Genomic DNA, 15,981 nt, shown 5'->3' with positions numbered 1-15,981 from the left:
ATCCTCATCTAAACTGTTGAACAAATTCTACTAATTTGTCCTCTTCAAAGTTTTTAGTTAATTCAAGCAACTGATTGGCAAAAGGTGCATAACGCATATCTATTGCTTTCAGCTTGCTGGCTCGCTCCTCAATACTGAGGAGTTCACCTTTCATGGCTAAATCGAACAGGACTGCAACTTCTTCCGAAGGGGGAGCAATCAGTTGTTGGTCTTGGATTAGGGAAGGGGGATGTGTGAAGATACCTTCTGAACTGAAAGTTGTTCGCTCCTCATAAATCCATTCTAGCCCTAAATGCTCGCCCAAGCATTCTAACAGTTGTTCTGCCCGAATTGGTTTTAGGAGAAAAGCGTTGCAACCAGCCTGGAAAATCCCCTGGGAATCGGCGGCTAAAATGCTAGCTGAAGTGCCGATCGCAATTACATCCTTCAAGGCAGGAATTTTTCTGAGCCGCCGCACCGCTTCAAAGCCGTCCATCACTGGCATTACTAAGTCAATTATAATACAGTCGGGTTGAAATGACAGTGCTTTATTCAGGCAGTCTTGACCGTCGATTGCCTCCATCAATTCAAAGCCAATGGGAGCTAAAAGATTAACGAGAACAGAGCGATTTTCCCAGCGGTCGTCAACCACTAGAAGTTTCCGTCGCTCCCCTAAGAAACTCCTGATAATTTTTTCAGGTTCTTTTTGATGGCTTTCCCAGTTTTCAGCAACCGGTATTTCTAACTCAAACCAGAAATTACTGCCTTTACCTAAAGAGCTTTCTACTTTCAGTTCGCCGCCCATCATCTCAACTAATTGGCGACTAATTGCGAGTCCCAATCCGGTTCCCTCTGTCTGGCGAACTGACCCGGTGACTTGCTCGAAGGGCAAAAATATCTTTGACACTTGCTCCGGTTCGATGCCAATGCCCGTATCTTCTACTTGGAAACGAATTTTAGCTATTAGGGATTGGTTATCGCCCATTGGTGATGATACAGATTGCCCCGTCATCACGGAGTCTACTTTGAAAGTAACGCCTCCTTTTTCGGTGAATTTTACGGCATTGCCCAGTAAGTTGATCAGAATTTGCCGCAACCTTTTTTCATCGCCGCGGACGCAAGTGGGAAGTTGAGTTAGCGGTTCGTAAATCAAAGAGATTCCCTTCTGTTGCGCGCGAACCCGGCAGATTTCAGCAATGCCTTGGAGAAAGTCCGACAGGCGAAACTCGGTGAGGTAGAGTTCCATTTTTCCGGCTTCAATTTTGGAGATGTCTAGAACATCATTGATCAGAGTCAGCAGGTGTTCGCCGCACTGGTGAATGATGTTAATACCAGAATTTTGCGGACTGGTTAAATTTTTATCTCGCTTGAGGATTTGGGTATAACCTAAAATGCCATTGAGCGGTGTGCGAAGTTCGTGGCTCATGTTGGCGAGAAATTGGCTCTTGGCGCGGTTTGCCGCTTCGGCGACTTGCTCGGCGCGTTGTCGCTCTTTAATTTCTATTTCCATGCGCGTATTTTTGGCTTTTAATTCTTCGGTTCGTTCTTCTACTTTGACTTCTAAGGTGTGATAGAGATTGGCATTTTCAAGGGCGATCGCAGCTTGTCCTGATAACATCCGTAATACTTCCACCCGCTTCTGCGTAAAAGCGCCCGCTGTTAGGTTATTTTCTAGGTAAAGGATCGCAGTGAGTTTGCCTTGATAGACGATCGGCGTACACAGAATAGATTTTATTTGGTGTTGGGTGATGTAGGGGTCAGTGTTAAAGGTTCCCTCGCGATTGGCATCGTTTAAAAAGACATCTTTCTGAGTTCGGGCGACGTAATTCAGTATCGATATAGGCAAGTGCTGGCTGCTTGATGTTGGTAGAGATTGCAACACTCGCACATCATCTTTATTTCCCGCTGCTTCTATGAAAAATTCCCCGTTCTTTGACAGGATGAGCAATCCAGTTTCCGCGCCAGCATTCTCTATCAAAATTTTCATTAACTTGTCGAGCAAGTTAGCCAGAATAATTTCACCAGAAATCGCTTGCGATGCTTTCATCACCGTTGCCAAATCCAGAAACTCTGAAATTCCCGATCCGGTGGAAGTGATGGTTCCCTGGAGCGTCTGCATAATTGTTTCGCCGGCATTTTCGCTGTTTTTTTGGTGAAGCACGGCGGCGAGTAATTCGGGGTAGCGTTTTTCTAAATGCTCAATTTTGGCTGTTGCTCCCCAGCGTATGTATGCGTAATACGCATTTGTCATGTAGGTTTTGGCAATAGCTTCTTTACCCCATGACAGATAGAATTTGGCACCGAGTTCGTGGGCGAGTGCTTCTTCGTTGATGTATTCGTTTTCTTTGGCGAGGGCAATAGCCCTGTCATACATCTCGATCGCCTCGACTTTTTCTCCTAGAACCCGATGCCGTTCTGCCTCCACTAGATAATATTTGTGCAGATGATTCATGGGGGCATGATGCGCCCATTTTTGCATTTTTTCTTGATTTGCTTGTACGCGATCGAGAATTTCCTGTTGCTCTGACTGTAGGCGATCGGTATACACCGCCAACCACACCAAAGAATCGTAGAAATGGAAAACAGGAACAGGGGGCAATCCTACCAGTGCGTCTAAATACTTCTCTGCTATAGTAGTATTTTCAATCGCTTCTGAGTAATTTTCAAACCAGTAACTCAGTAAAAGTTTGTTCCAATATACGTAGGCCACTCCGGCTTTGTCGTTTGCTTGCTGGTGCAATAGCAACTTTATCTCCTCATCGCAGACTTCACCCTTTAGAAGAGAGGGATTTTCACTTTTGCCGAGCAGATTTAAGGTAGCCTGCCAAAAGGTTTCTATATAATTAAAGGCTGTTTTTTGCTGAATTTTATAAACAGCATTTCTGTAATTAGCCATCTCTCTTTCAAGGACAGTCAGTTCTTTGCCACTAAAGTAAGCGAAATAGGAGTACAGCATTAAACTATAGCCTGCATATTCTAAATCTCCCGTCTCCAGTCCCGTAGAGTAAGCTGACATCAACGGCTCTAAGGTTTCTCTCAGATGCTCTTTCCAATGTCGGATAAATACATTCACTATGACAACTGTCTTGGCTTTGATTTCTTGAGCATTTAACTTTGATAATAGATTTAAAGCCAATTGACCAAACTGATAACCCGACTCAATATCTCCCACAACTCCACAAACCAGAAGACCATAATTGGCAAAACCAAAAGGAGACACGGAAGCATTGCCATATTGGACGGATAAATCTACTTGTTTGCACAATGTTAAAGGCAACAGTTGTGGAGCAGCAATATATGTAGGAGTAAAAATTCTTGATAAAAGTCTTATGGCTGCTAATTTATTTGGATCGGTCATTTGAGGTAGATCAACTAAATCCTCAATTCGCTTCCCCTTTAAAATTGCCGCAGTTTCCCCTAGTGCCTGCTCAATATCTGATGGATTCGGATCAGAAGGAAACTCTATCCCTAACAGCTTTAAAACTTCTAATGCTGTATTAATTGCTTCTAATAGCTTATTCTGCAATATATAAGCTTGAATTTGGACTTCGTATACTTTAATTTTTTCTAGCAGCGTTGGCGCACAGTTTTGTACTATCTCAACGAAGCCCTGCATTCCTTCAAAATCACCGCTGAGAAATGCCGCCTCCGCTATTTCCTCGTGCAGTGCTAATGCCAGTTCATAGTGACTCTCCCAGCTATCTTCTGCCAGCAGAGATAAACCCACTTGCAAATATTTGACGGCGGAATCGTGTGCTGTTGCTGCTTTTGCTTTCTGTCCAGCGATGAGATTGAGTTGCGCTAGTTCGTATTTTTCTGTTTCAGTTGTAAGTAAGTCAGTACCGTAATTGAGTTGGTTTACTAAAGCGAAGATATTTTCTTTTTGTTCTTCCGGCGTCGTATTTTGCAGCAGCCGTTGACCGATTTTCAGGTGCGTCTGTTTTTTCTCTTCATTGGGAATCAAAGAATAAGCGGCTTGCTGCACTCTGTCATGTAAAAATTTGTAGTCAACCTTAACATCAGTTAAGGTAAATCCGCCTGATTCTTCCTGACTAAATACCAGCGGAATTTTGTATTCATTGCTCAAGGGCAAAATTAAACCAGCCTGAAGTGCCGACCACAACTGTGCAGCCGTGAGTAAAGAGGATTCTTCATTAACGACGCTCAAGACTTCTAAATTAAAAGTATTGCCAATACAAGCAGCCATTTTTAATACTTTCTGCGTTTCGGAAGACAGCTTACGAATATTCCTAGCAATCAGTTCGACAACGTTATAATCGGTGATGCCAATAGCTTGTATTTGCTCTAAATTCCACTGCCAAATGCCAGAATATAAATCATAAGTTAACAAATCTTCCTGATAAAGGGTTTTGAATAGTTGCGTTAAGAAGAAAGGATTGCCCTGGGTTTTATTAAAAAGTAGAGACGCGAAATTTCGCGTCTCTACAGACCGCGATTCCGAACAGCCAGATTCATTTAAAGTATCGGCAATTAATTCTTCAACATGAACTATTTGTAACGGGGTGAGTACAATATTATTTACAGTCGCACCCGCGTGTTGAATTTTTTCAATAGTTTGAACGGTCGGATGGGTCGGAAAAACTTCGTTATCTCGATATGCGCCAATCAGCAATAAATACTTGCTATCGGTATCAGTCATCAGCAGTTCAATTAATTTCAGCGATGCCGAATCAGCCCACTGCAAGTCATCTAGAAATACAACCAGGGGGTGTTCAAGGGTTGTAAATACACCAATAAATTGTTTAAAGACTCGACTAAAACGGTTTTGAGATTCAGTGGGTCCTAGTTGCTGTACGGGAGGTTGTTTGCCAATAATCAGTTCTACTTCAGGAATAACGTCAACGATGACTTGGCCGTTAACGCCTAAAGCGGATAACAGTTTTTCTTTCCAAATATGAATTTCTGCTTCGCCTTCGGTTAACAGTTGCACAATTAAGGACTGGAATGCTTGAATCAGAGAAGCATAAGGAATATTTCGCTTGAACTGGTCGAATTTCCCCGCGATAAAATAACCCCGTTGCCGCACGATGGGTTTGTGAACTTCATTCACCAAAACTGTTTTGCCTATCCCTGAATAACCGGAAACGAGCATTAATTCGGTGGTGCCATCGGCAACGCGATCGAATGTTTCCAGAAGCCTATTAACTTCGGGTTCGCGACCGTAGAGCTTTTGCGGTATATTCAATTGTCCTGCTTTGTCAGCACTGCCGGCAACAAAGTTGGAAATAGATCCGGTAGCCTGTAGGTTGACCAGACAGGTTTCTAAGTCAAATTTTAGCCCTTCAGCGCTTTGATAGCGGTCTTCAGCATTTTTGGCTAATAATTTCATGGCGATCGCTGAAATTTGTGGCGGGATTTCAGGATTGAGCTGGTGAGGGGGAATCGGAGTTTTGGCAATGTGGCTGTGTACTAATTCCAGCGGATCTAGGGCGTTAAAAGGTAACTCTCCGGTCAGCATTTCATAGAAGGTAACGCCTAATGAATAAAAGTCAGTGCGGTAGTCAATTGACCGATTCATTCTGCCGGTTTGTTCTGGCGACATATAAGCCAGGGTACCTTCGAGCAAGTCTGGATGCGACAGTGCTGGATTTTCTCGCTCTAGGCGGGAAGCGATGCTAAAATCAATGAGTTGAACTTTTTCTGTGACTGGGTTGATGATAATATTTTGTGGCTTGACATCTTTATGGATAATGTTATTTTTATGGATTTCTACTAAGGCAGAGACAAGCTGGAGGGCTATAGAAAGAAATTGAAGGATTGCGAGTTTTTGACCCTTCATCCAATCGTTTAAAGACTCTGAGCCTGAATCTTCTAATATCAGTGCTAAGCCGTTTTTATAGCTTTCTAAACTAATGGGTTTGATAATCGCTTCTACGTTCAAGCTGTGCAGAATTTGATATTCGTGCCGCAAGCGGGTGATGTCAGAGAGAGTGGGGTACTCAGCCTTTAGCGTTTTGATGATAACGCTGGAAAGGTCCGAATCCTTCCGAGCGCGATCGACGGAAGTTCTTATCCCGCTGTGGAGGGTTTCAACGAATTGATAGCCAGCTAAGTTGATAGTCATTGTTCTTCTACCGATCGCAAGGGAATTGAGCGTGAGGTTAAGGCTGATTTGAAAACTTAATTATTATTGTAGCTGATTGTAACATAGTAATTTACTCAACAAAAGTGAGCTCATGTTTCGCTTCTGGCCATCGTCGCCTCATGAGATTGTGTTGTTAACTGTGCTGCCTCACTGCGCGTTTTGGGTGTTTGTTGGGGGATTAGTCGGCTGCACTTTCAAGTGGGGTGTCGAGCGAGTGTTTTCCCGTTGCTGATAATTATCGTTGTCAACCATCCCCTCACACCGAATCATCCATCCGCACTCCTGGCAATCCCAATGCAACGGGGGCGTTTCATACTGGGGATAAGTCATTTCACATTCGGGGAACTGGCCGGTAAACAGTGGGTGCGTGTCCAGCAGCTCTAACTGTTGCAAGGCGTGTCCACCGTTGCCTCGGTTGCACAATCAATTCGCCGTTGTAGTAGCTTGCCCCTTCTGGTTCCCACAGTCCATCGGGTTCGGCGTCGGGGTGTTCTCGAAAGTCGGGGCAAGTGTCCGCGTTGGGGCCTGCGGGGTGGACTGCACAGATGAGGTGTGGGTTGTGCGGGTAGAGGAGACAGCGATGGCTCCGCCCCGGCTTACGCCTACGCATTTGGGGAGTTTGGGCATGGCCTGTTGGGGTTTTGGTTTAGTTTGCCTCAAAAACGGGGTTGGCGATCGCAAATGGTGTTGTGTAGCGAGCGTGGGCGTAACTTGTTGCTGAAAGTGCCAGACTAGAAATAGCGATCGGGGCACCATCTTAAAGCGTTGAGGAGGGCTTGATGAAAAAAATAGGATTAGGCATTCAATAATTACTGTATTATGAGCGATCGCTTGCTTCTCGCCATTGCCCAAAAGCACGGAGCCTACAACGTGCGCGTATTCGGTTCGGTAGGGCGGGGCGAAGCGACACAAGAAAGTGATATTGATTTGTTAGTGGATTACGATTTAGAAAAAATTACGCCTTGGTTTCCAGGTGGGCTATTGCTTGATTTAGAACAACTGCTCAATCGCAAGGTCGATATCGCTGAGCGTGGATATGTTGAAAGAACGCATTCGCGAGCACGTTTTGCAGGAAGCTGTACCACTCTCTCGGCGAGAAGCCGAACGGCTACAAGATATATTAGATGCAATAGCCGCAATTGAGCGATATGCTAGCCGAGGCAGGCAGGCATTTGACAACCAAGAATTGATTCAAATTTGGATTGTTCATCACCTGCAAATTATCCCAGAAGCAACAAATGCGTTATCGTCCGAGTTGACTGGCGGATATTCGTCCGTGCTGCAGGGCGCAAATTGTAGCGTTTAGAAATCTTGTAGTGCATGAATATGGACGAGTCTCGCTAAACCTAGTTTGGGCGATCGTACAGAATAATTTACCTCCGTTGAAGGTAACAGTACAACAGATTTTACAGGAGTTGCTAGAGACGTGAGTTCAGCACTATCAAACCTTCGCGTTCCTGCCAGCAGCGTCTCCCCCCAGAGTTTCTGATGACCGTAAAAGCGCCCCGCGGTCGCTCCGCACTCCAAGCGTCTTTACTCGCCCCAAAGATGGGTGGAACGAATCAGTGAGGGACTTCAATGCTTGGGCTCACGATTGGGTATTCTACTCGTCCAGCTCTCAGCAGCATTTACTGGAAGCCTGCCTCGCAAGCATTACTGGAATCACTGCGGGTTCACGGCACTTGTAGGTAGCTTTTCGCTCGGCTTTCCCAAATAAAGAATACCGAGAGCAAGTGTAGCTCCCGGTATCAAATTTTCCAGTTCCGTTGTTGTTACGTAAATCCAATCAGGCTCAATGAAAGGAAAATTTGCCTCACTCAATTAAGCACAGCCGATCGTTATTGGTTAGCCTGTTCCAAAGCGGGATTCGTTGAAGCTCCAGCAATCTGGGCTAAATGAATCTTGACGACTTTATTGCGAGCTTCAGTTACTTTGGGCAGGGTTAGCGTTAGAATGCCATCTTTGTATTCAGCTTGCACAGAGTCATTTTGAATGTGTGCAGGCAAGGGAAGCACCCGGTGGAATTTGCCTCTTCGGAATTCAGAGCGGACGTAGCCAGATTTTTCGTCTGTGTTTTCGTAGCGGCGCTCGCCAGAGATAGAAATTGCTTCGCGAGTGACTTGAACGTCAATGTCTTTGGGGTCAATTCCAGGCAGTTGCACTTTTAATACGAAGTTGTCCCCAGCATCAGCCAATTCCAGAGCGGGCATCCAAATGGCTTCTGAGTTATCTCTCGTTGTTGCCCGTGGATCAAAAACTTTATCGAGTTGCTCGCGGATGGTTTCAATTTCCGTGAAGGGTTGCTTGGGGCGCATCAACATAATCTGTCACCTCAAAGATTGGTAAAGCTTTATAAGGAAAGTTTGGGTTGAAGCTCATTGCTTACAGTTATCATGATGCCGCTTTATAAGTAGGAGCAACAGTCAGGAAAACCCCACTCTGTTGGTCGTATTTGCCAGAATGAACGTGAAAGAATCAGAATTAATTTGCAGTGAAGAAAACCGTACAAAACTATTCCTAGAAACCGAAAAGGCTGTGTCAACGCCATAATGAGCTTGCCTCGCCCGTTCTGCTGGCGTGTGAGCGTCGGGGGAAGGATCGGCGGTGTTGCCAACCGTACCAAAAATGCGGTGCGGGTGATGTGTAGCAGGGTAAGGACGTGCAGAGCGGGCGTGAGCTGCTTTCCCATAGCCATCGCTCGCGCTCATGAGGGATCTCGCATAATCCTCTTCTTAAAAACGCGATCGCCCAATATGCACTCTCCAAGCTCATTGGTTAGGGGACAGAGGTTTGTCCCTAGTTCAACGCTCATTGGTTAGGGGACAGAGGTTTGTCCCTAGTTCAACCATCTTGATGCGCCTCAGTTATGCAAGGGTAATCTGCAACTCAGTCCGCCGTTCATCCAAACAGGATAAAAGAAACATTGCCAGCATTTGACAAGACTCCACAAACACTTGAAGGTGGTAGCACTGCGATCGCCTATCACCCAGGCAAAAATTCCAGCTTGCAAGGGAATTGACGGCTGTTCAAATCCACAGCTTGTTGCGCTTGTTACCCACCAAGGTTTGCAGTTCCTGGCGTTCAGCTACCTTTGGGATTTCTTCAGATTTTGGGGCATCGCGCAGTTGATGTCGGGCCTCTCGAATAAGCGTGCATCACAGTGGTATGGTGGATCTCGGTAACTCGTTCCATGCCTCGTAGTCCCATGCCCTTGAGGTACATTGTGAGACACAGTTGCTTGACCGGAGTGGAAATACTGTCACGGGCGGTAATGCTCAGGAACGGGCGACCACAGTGCTTGCATTTGTAGTATTGTCGCCCTCTTTCGATGACCATTCTTAAAAACCTCTGTGGCGTTACATTTGGGGCAGTTCATTTCAACCCAATTCGACAAAGAAGTATACCCTAGCTTATTAATTTTACCTGAGAGTAAACATTACTCTTTCAGCAATGTCGCCTATATTTCAGGGTAAACCAATGACTCAAGAAAATAACTGGTTTGAGACAGCACGATTGGGAATGTTTGTTCATTGGAGTCACAGCAGCCAGTGTGGGTACGAAGTATCTTGGCCGTTGGTGGGAGGCGTCTTTAGCTTGCCGTACTGCCAAGATGTCCCGGTAGCGGACTATCACCGCACCGCCCAAACTTTCAATCCGACTGAATACGACCCTCAAATTTGGGCGCATTTAGCGAAACGCTTGGGGATGCAGTACGTGATTTTGACGGCTAAACATCATGATGGATTTTCCTTATTTCATACCCAGCAATCCGACTTTTCTATCGAGTATGCGTCGTACAAAAAAGATATTGTCCGAGAATTTGTGGAGGCGATGCGGGCGGAGGGTTTGCGAATTGGGTTGTATTTTTCCTTGATTGACTGGCATTACCCTGACTACCCGGCTTTTACAGAAGCCGATAAACCGTATCAGTTTGGGAAATTTCGACAGCCGACGAGTTCTCAGTGGGAACGGTACCTAGAATTTATGTTCGCTCAAGTCAAAGAATTGTTGAGCAACTACGGAAAGATTGACTTGCTTTGGTTTGATGGCGGTTGGGAGCGACAGCCAGAACAATGGCAAGCTAGACAGCTACATGAAATGATTCGCTCGCTGCAACCGCATTTGCTAATCAACGATCGCCTCCCTGGATTTGGAGACTTCGATACCTGCGAGCAATTCATTCCCCCCCAACCGCCTCAACGCACTTGGGAAGCTTGCCTAACTCTGAATGAAAGCTGGGGTTACAACCCGAAGGACACCCAATTCAAGTCAGCTCGCCAACTTATTCATACCCTCTGTGAAGTTGCAGGTAAAGGCGGCAATTTGCTGTTGAATGTCAGTCCTACGGGCAACGGGCAGATTCAATCCGAACAATTGGATTTGTTGCAATCCGTAGAAGCATGGATGGGTGTCCATGCCCAGAGTATTGTAGGAACACAGCATGGACTGGAACCTTGGCAATTCTACGGTCCTTCGACTCGGCGCGGCAATCGCTTTTACTTATTCTTGCTAATGAAGCCCTACGACTCAGTAACAGTAAGAGGTGTACCAATTAAACGGATTCAAGCCGTTTCTAAAGTCGCTGGAGGGGAATCATTACAATACTCAACTCGCTGTGCGATTGTCGATTCTATCTTAAGTGCCGATCCTCTTGGGGAGTTAACGATTCATGTGCCCTCGCTTGCCCTCGATCCCTATGCTACGGTGATTGCAGTTGATATTGCTCCAGCCAACGATACAAGCAGCAAGATTTGACCAGTTTCGCGATCGCACTTTTTCACTTCCTACCCCGATCGCCTATCGTATCCAACTCAACATCACTCAGCATTTTGGATTTCATCTCATACAAATCTTGCAGCACGACTTTGACGTTTGGAAATTGAAAATATTCCGTCAGCTTGCCAATCCGGTAGTTAAAGGGTTGATATCGGTGCTTGAAGTACAGCTCCACATTCCCCCGTCGTTCCCACAGTCCCAGCAAGCTGACGGTGACATCGAGTAATGCGCTTTCACATCCCGCTGCACCGGGCGCGATTCTTTCCTCGATCGAGTTGTGACCCCAATTGTATAGAAGCTGTTCCCGTCAGCTTTGACCTCAAGGAAATAGAGCGAGTTCACTGTCAAAGATGAAGAATCTGAAAATTCTCAAAAAAGCGATTAAATTGATATATCAGTTATCGAGAATGCTAGAAATCTATATCCACCAGGTATTACAAGTAAATTAAATGAACAATGGGATTGTAGGGGTCAGCGGTTCAAGCCCGCTATTCTCCATAAAAAAGATTAAAGAAACGGTACTGCCCTATCCTAATTTGTACGGAAAGAGTACCACCGTGTGCTTAAATTCGATCGCGCTTTGTACCTAAACGGCATTGTCGTGTCCTTAAATTCGATCGCGCTTTGTACCGAAACAGTACCACCCCGTGTTTAAATTCGATCGCGCCGCACACCCTGAAAACCAATTTTCCCGTAAAATCAAAACAGTCTACCCGCAAAAACAAGGGGCTACCTGTGGCAAAGTCAACTGAACCCAACAATCCAGAGAGGCCGATCCAACTTGCCCGATCGCCTCTATACGACCTATCATTACAACTCAAAGGCCGGATGGTACCCTTTTCCGGGTGGGAGATGGCAGTACAGTACGCAGGCATCAGCAGCGAACATCAAGCAGTACGTCAGCAAGCAGGAATGTTCGACATTTCCCACATGGGAAAATTTGGTTTGAGAGGGAAAAAAGTAATAGAAAAATTTCAACCCTTAGTACCCTCAGACTTGAGCCGCTTGCAACCCGGTCAAGCTCAATATACAGTCTTGCTAAATGCCAAAGGCTGCATCTTAGACGACATTATTTTCTACTGCCAAAAACCAGACGCTATCACTAACGAAGAACGTGCAGTAATCATTGTCAACGCCGCCACTCGCATCCCAGACAAAGCATGGATAACCACGCACTTAGAATTGAGCGAACTCTGTTTTACAGACATCTCCGAAGATAAAGTTTTAATTGCCATTCAAGGGCCGGAAGCTGTTAACTATCTCCAGCCTTTTGTGGAAGACAACTTTACACCAATTAAGGCATTCGGTCACTTAGAAACAAATCTGTTGGGACAGCCCAGTTTTATTGCCAGAACTGGTTACACCGGCGAAGATGGGTTTGAAATCATGGTGGATGCCGAAGTAGGAAAAGAACTCTGGCAAAAATTGTTAGATGCTGGCGTTGTACCCTGCGGTTTGGGTGCCAGAGATACCTTGCGTTTAGAAGCAGCAATGGCTCTTTACGGTCAAGATATCGACGACAATATCACGCCTTTAGAGGCTGGATTGGGTTGGGTAGTTCACCTCGACACCAAAGGCGATTTTATTGGTCGCGAGGTTTTGGAACAGCAGAAAGCGAGTGGAGTATCAAAGCGGTTGGTAGGGTTAGAAATGCAGGGGCGGCACATTGCACGCCACGGCTATCCGGTAATATTTGAAGGCGAAACAGTAGGAGAAGTTACTAGCGGTACATTATCGCCTACATTGAATCGGCCAGTAGCACTCGCGGTTGTTCCCGCAAAATTAGCGAAAATCGGTCAGGAATTAGAAATCGAAATTCGCGGGAAAAACTATCCGGCTAGTGTGGTGAAAAAACCATTTTATCGCTCGCCAAACCGACCTTAATCAAACTTTAAGTTTGTGACTTTTTGCTCTGAATAGGTAAAAATATTTCAAGCAGATTACTCTCAAAAACTTGATGAAGATTCCAAGTTCCTGGCTATATTTGTCACCACTCCGGCTGAGGGCTTTACTATTCATTTTACTTGCTGGACATACACTGATATTTGATTAGGGCGTCCAAACGTTAGCACGGGATAACTTTCCATGTTGATGTAATCTCCCTTACTAATTTGACCATCTCCATCAACATCAACATGAACACTAACTATGTAACTAGCCCTTTCATTAAGAATTTCGCCCTGAAGGCTAACTTGTATCTTTTCCTCTTCCCCCTGTTGATGAGAGATATCTTCAATAACCTGTTGAGCTACAATTCTGGAGGCAGTATCTGCTTGGCTAACATCCTCAAGTCGAATGTATGCAGTGACCCCAGAAAAAGATGTCCCTGTCTTTGCAAATGTAATCTCACCTTTTAGAATAAATGGGCTTGACATAAATTCTCACCTAGATTCAGGAGGACTAAAAGAATACAGAATCGATTCCCTAAGTAGATGAAGATGGGTTTAATAATCGCATTTGAAGCCTGTATTAAACCCATCATGAAAATTCTATTTCCCAACTTCAGGATCTGTGATTTAAAAAATCTTTGGATTTGATGGCTGACATTCCTGGATTCCTGGTGAAAACATATCGAGTGATGCCGAATTACTCTTCATAAAATCTCATAAGCCTTGATTCATAGGGCTTATAAGATTTTATTATAATCACCACTCCACGAGAGCCTCATGACTCAGGGAATAAAATCACATCCAGCAGACTTGAATTTCATCACTCGCGATCCGGAGCCACCACCGAAGGAAACACCTACTGAAATACCTACTCCCCACTTTACGGCAGGATGACTTGGCACATCAAAACGAACAAACCCAGCATTTCCTGAGATACTCAAACTATCGTGGGCAGCAATTTTATCAGGTCCATCATAGATATGGACATTTCGGATAACAGCATTAGGTGACAACGTTTCACACAGCAGCATTACAGAGCCAACCCGCAATCTTTTGTCATCCACAATCACAGTTGTGGGAATTGGAAAGTGCAGCCAGTTGTTTGTATTGGGTTTTCCTTCAACTTCCATGTAGAAACCAGCTTTCCAGACTCTAGCAATATTATCTGGAAGCTCAATGACCATACTATTGCCGTGTGTCCACATTGCTTCTGCTAAGGCGGGCATAATAAATATCCTCCGAATGATTGAAGTATTTCTAAAACTAAAGAGAACGCCAAAAATGAACGTTATCCTACAAAACGAAATCGCAACCAGCAGATTTAAACCGCATCACGCGAGATCCCGTACTACCAAAACGAACCCCAATTGAAATACCAACACCCCATTGCACAAAGGGGGCAGTTGGAGCATCAAAACGGCGGAAGCCAAGGTTTCCACTCAGGTTGACACCATTGTGTTGGGCAATTTTGTTAGGCCCGTCATAGATATGTACGTCGCGAATCACAGCATCAGCGGAAAGAGTCTCACTCAAAAGCATGACAGAACCGATTCGCAGACGTCGATCATTCACGATGACTTTGGAAGGGATTGCAAAGTGAAACCAATTTTCTGTATTGGGCTTTCCCTCGATTTCTGTATAGAAACCAGCGCGCCAAGTTCGGGCAATTCGATCGGGGTATTCTACTTGCAGACTGGTGCCATGAATCCACATCGCCTGTGCGAGTTTGGTTAGATACATCGATCTGACTGCTGCGATATCGCCTGCACTCAGCCCTGTCCTTTGTCCAATTGCTTGTCCACCAATAGGCTCAATCGTCGGTTGTCCATTTTTGCTAAAGGCATGAGTCGGGTAGTGCATAATCGAGCCAAAGTCATAGGCATCAATATCATCACCATCAGTAATGTGTTGGTCAAAATTGTGGCGCATTTGATCTTCGATGTTTGCCCACAAAATCCGTACAAAGCCCTCCCGATCTTCTCGACTTTGTTCATGCCACAAGCCAACAGCATGTCCAATTTCATGAATTGCTGAACCTGTGCTACATCCAGTCCCTAGAGAAATTTCCTGCATTCCTCCAACCATCCCGACTTGGGAAAAACAAGCGTTTCGATCTACAAAGCGGACATAGTTAGGAAATTGTGAAGCATTGGTGGCAGTGCGCTGAACAAACCGAATCGGTGTGCGTTCTAACCAATGTTGAATTGCATCTGTGACTCGCTGCTGATTAGCAAGTGTCGGATCAATCTCAAAAGGGACAAGCCCGCCAGGCCATCGAAATTGATTACCTGTGATTCCAACGCCAAACTCATGTGCCTGGACATTTTTTGCTAATGCCTCCATCTTTTCAACCGAACCGAGGGAAATATCGCCCTCAAATATTGCTTCTCCGTTTATTGCCGAATACTTAACTTCTTTTAAGTCAAACGTATTCCCCTGAATAAACCCCGTTTTAGGCTCTTCTTCCGAAGTGCGAAACCAAACAGAAAGATCGGCTTTTTCGGGAATAGCTTTCTCCTGGTCTTCTTGTATATTGTGCGATGTCATATCCTAGTAATCTCCTACAACTACCGAGAATGATGTGAATAGAACCAGATTAATTTTTTAATTTGGGCTGCGTTAACGGGACTTTTTGGTAGTACCCGCGAGGATGAGATTGCCTCCTGATAAATAGGCTCTAAACCTTGTGATTTTTCTGTGTTCTTAAATTCATTCTAAGTAGCGGTCTGCCCGATCGGCTAGTCGCATCTTTGAGTGTCACTCATTTGAGGGACATGAAATCCTGGATTGTCTATGGCGAAAGCATTTTAGCGAATTTTTGCAAAGTTTCAGCATAGCGATCGCCCGCAACATCGATCAAATCATTATGACCGGCCCCATCAACCCAAAAATTTAATTTCGGCTGCTTCGCCGCTGCAAACAACTGCTCTCCATGCCAAAAATGTACCACCTCATCAGCCTTACCATGAATCACCAAAACAGGCGATCGAACTTTGCCAATCTTATCAATATTTACAAACTTGTCAAAGGGTAAAAGCGGAATCCGCGTCAACACCCGAAAAGCCGAAACAAAGGAACTTTCAACTACCAAACCCCCGACTTTTTGTCGCGACGCCAAATCAATTGCCGGCCCACCGCCCACAGAACGGCCGTAAAGAATAATTTGCTTTGCAGATACTCCCAACTGTTGGGTTAAATAATTGTAAGCAGCATCAATATCACGATAAGTAT

General features: G+C 45.1%; 13 protein-coding genes and 1 pseudogene. 5 read left to right on the top strand and 9 right to left on the bottom strand.

Features of this window, described 5'->3' with window-relative positions:
* Nucleotides 1-4 precede the first annotated feature (4 nt).
* From QUA78_RS10215 to QUA78_RS10205, 3 genes are all read right to left on the bottom strand, one after another.
* Nucleotides 5-6,064 (bottom strand): AAA family ATPase, encoded by a 6,060-nt coding sequence (locus QUA78_RS10215; RefSeq protein WP_333301637.1) that lies wholly within the window; start codon nt 6,062-6,064, stop codon nt 5-7.
* Between the two features lie 168 nt (nt 6,065-6,232).
* Entirely contained in the window at nt 6,233-6,415 is a 183-nt protein-coding gene (locus tag QUA78_RS10210) for a hypothetical protein (protein ID WP_333301638.1), read from the bottom strand.
* 1 nt (nt 6,416) lies between these two features.
* Complete coding sequence (locus QUA78_RS10205; protein WP_333301639.1) at nt 6,417-6,695, bottom strand: hypothetical protein; 279 nt, start codon at nt 6,693-6,695, stop codon at nt 6,417-6,419.
* A 209-nt stretch (nt 6,696-6,904) separates the two neighbouring features.
* On the opposite strand from QUA78_RS10205, the pseudogene QUA78_RS10200 reads away from it, so the two are divergent.
* Together QUA78_RS10200 and QUA78_RS32820 are read left to right on the top strand one after the other, a co-directional pair.
* A pseudogene (locus QUA78_RS10200) lies at nt 6,905-7,172 on the top strand (nucleotidyltransferase family protein); the annotation flags it as partial.
* Between the two features lie 229 nt (nt 7,173-7,401).
* The gene (locus QUA78_RS32820; RefSeq protein ID WP_333301640.1) at nt 7,402-7,515 is read left to right on the top strand and encodes a HepT-like ribonuclease domain-containing protein; all 114 of its coding nucleotides are present in this window, start codon (nt 7,402-7,404) and stop codon (nt 7,513-7,515) included.
* A gap of 408 nt (nt 7,516-7,923) precedes the next feature.
* On the opposite strand, the gene QUA78_RS10195 is transcribed toward QUA78_RS32820, so the two are convergent.
* Nucleotides 7,924-8,406, bottom strand: coding sequence for an Hsp20/alpha crystallin family protein (locus QUA78_RS10195; RefSeq protein ID WP_333301641.1), 483 nt, complete (start codon nt 8,404-8,406; stop codon nt 7,924-7,926).
* Between the two features lie 102 nt (nt 8,407-8,508).
* A complete protein-coding gene (locus QUA78_RS10190; RefSeq protein WP_333301642.1) occupies nt 8,509-8,793 on the bottom strand; it encodes a hypothetical protein in 285 nt (94 codons plus the stop codon).
* Nucleotides 8,794-9,562: 769 nt separating this feature from the next.
* Here QUA78_RS10190 and QUA78_RS10185 point away from each other — a divergent pair.
* The 3 genes from QUA78_RS10185 (at nt 9,563) to gcvT (ending at nt 12,745) form a co-directional block, all read left to right on the top strand.
* Nucleotides 9,563-10,840, top strand: coding sequence for an alpha-L-fucosidase (locus QUA78_RS10185; RefSeq protein ID WP_333301643.1), 1,278 nt, complete (start codon nt 9,563-9,565; stop codon nt 10,838-10,840).
* Nucleotides 10,806-11,087, top strand: coding sequence for a hypothetical protein (locus QUA78_RS10180; protein WP_333301644.1), 282 nt, complete (start codon nt 10,806-10,808; stop codon nt 11,085-11,087). The genes QUA78_RS10185 and QUA78_RS10180 overlap by 35 nt, the downstream gene beginning before the upstream one ends.
* 509 nt (nt 11,088-11,596) lie before the next feature.
* Nucleotides 11,597-12,745 (top strand): glycine cleavage system aminomethyltransferase GcvT, encoded by a 1,149-nt coding sequence (gcvT, locus tag QUA78_RS10175; RefSeq protein WP_333301646.1) that lies wholly within the window; start codon nt 11,597-11,599, stop codon nt 12,743-12,745.
* 131 nt (nt 12,746-12,876) lie between these two features.
* Here the strand turns inward: gcvT and QUA78_RS10170 are convergent, their stop codons facing one another.
* The 4 genes from QUA78_RS10170 to QUA78_RS10155 form a co-directional block, all read right to left on the bottom strand.
* Nucleotides 12,877-13,236: a hypothetical protein gene (locus tag QUA78_RS10170; RefSeq protein ID WP_333301647.1), complete on the bottom strand. Its 360-nt coding sequence runs from the start codon at nt 13,234-13,236 to the stop codon at nt 12,877-12,879.
* 296 nt (nt 13,237-13,532) lie between these two features.
* Nucleotides 13,533-13,976 carry a DUF6623 family protein gene (locus QUA78_RS10165; protein ID WP_333301648.1) on the bottom strand — a complete coding sequence of 148 codons (444 nt, stop codon included), beginning with the start codon at nt 13,974-13,976 and terminating at the stop codon, nt 13,533-13,535.
* Nucleotides 13,977-14,043: 67 nt separating this feature from the next.
* On the bottom strand, nt 14,044-15,297 hold the full coding sequence (legP, locus tag QUA78_RS10160; protein ID WP_333301649.1) for a Dot/Icm T4SS effector Zinc-dependent metalloprotease LegP: 1,254 nt from the start codon (nt 15,295-15,297) through the stop codon (nt 14,044-14,046).
* A 244-nt stretch (nt 15,298-15,541) separates the two neighbouring features.
* Nucleotides 15,542-15,934, bottom strand: coding sequence for an alpha/beta hydrolase (locus QUA78_RS10155; protein WP_333301650.1), 393 nt, complete (start codon nt 15,932-15,934; stop codon nt 15,542-15,544).
* Between the last annotated feature and the right edge of the window lie 47 nt (nt 15,935-15,981).

It is taken from the genome of Microcoleus sp. K4-B3 (genome assembly GCF_036704615.1).
Classification (GTDB): domain Bacteria; phylum Cyanobacteriota; class Cyanobacteriia; order Cyanobacteriales; family Microcoleaceae; genus Microcoleus.
The sequence above is the reverse complement of the archived record's forward strand: the minus strand, read 5'-3'. Positions and strand labels throughout refer to the sequence as shown.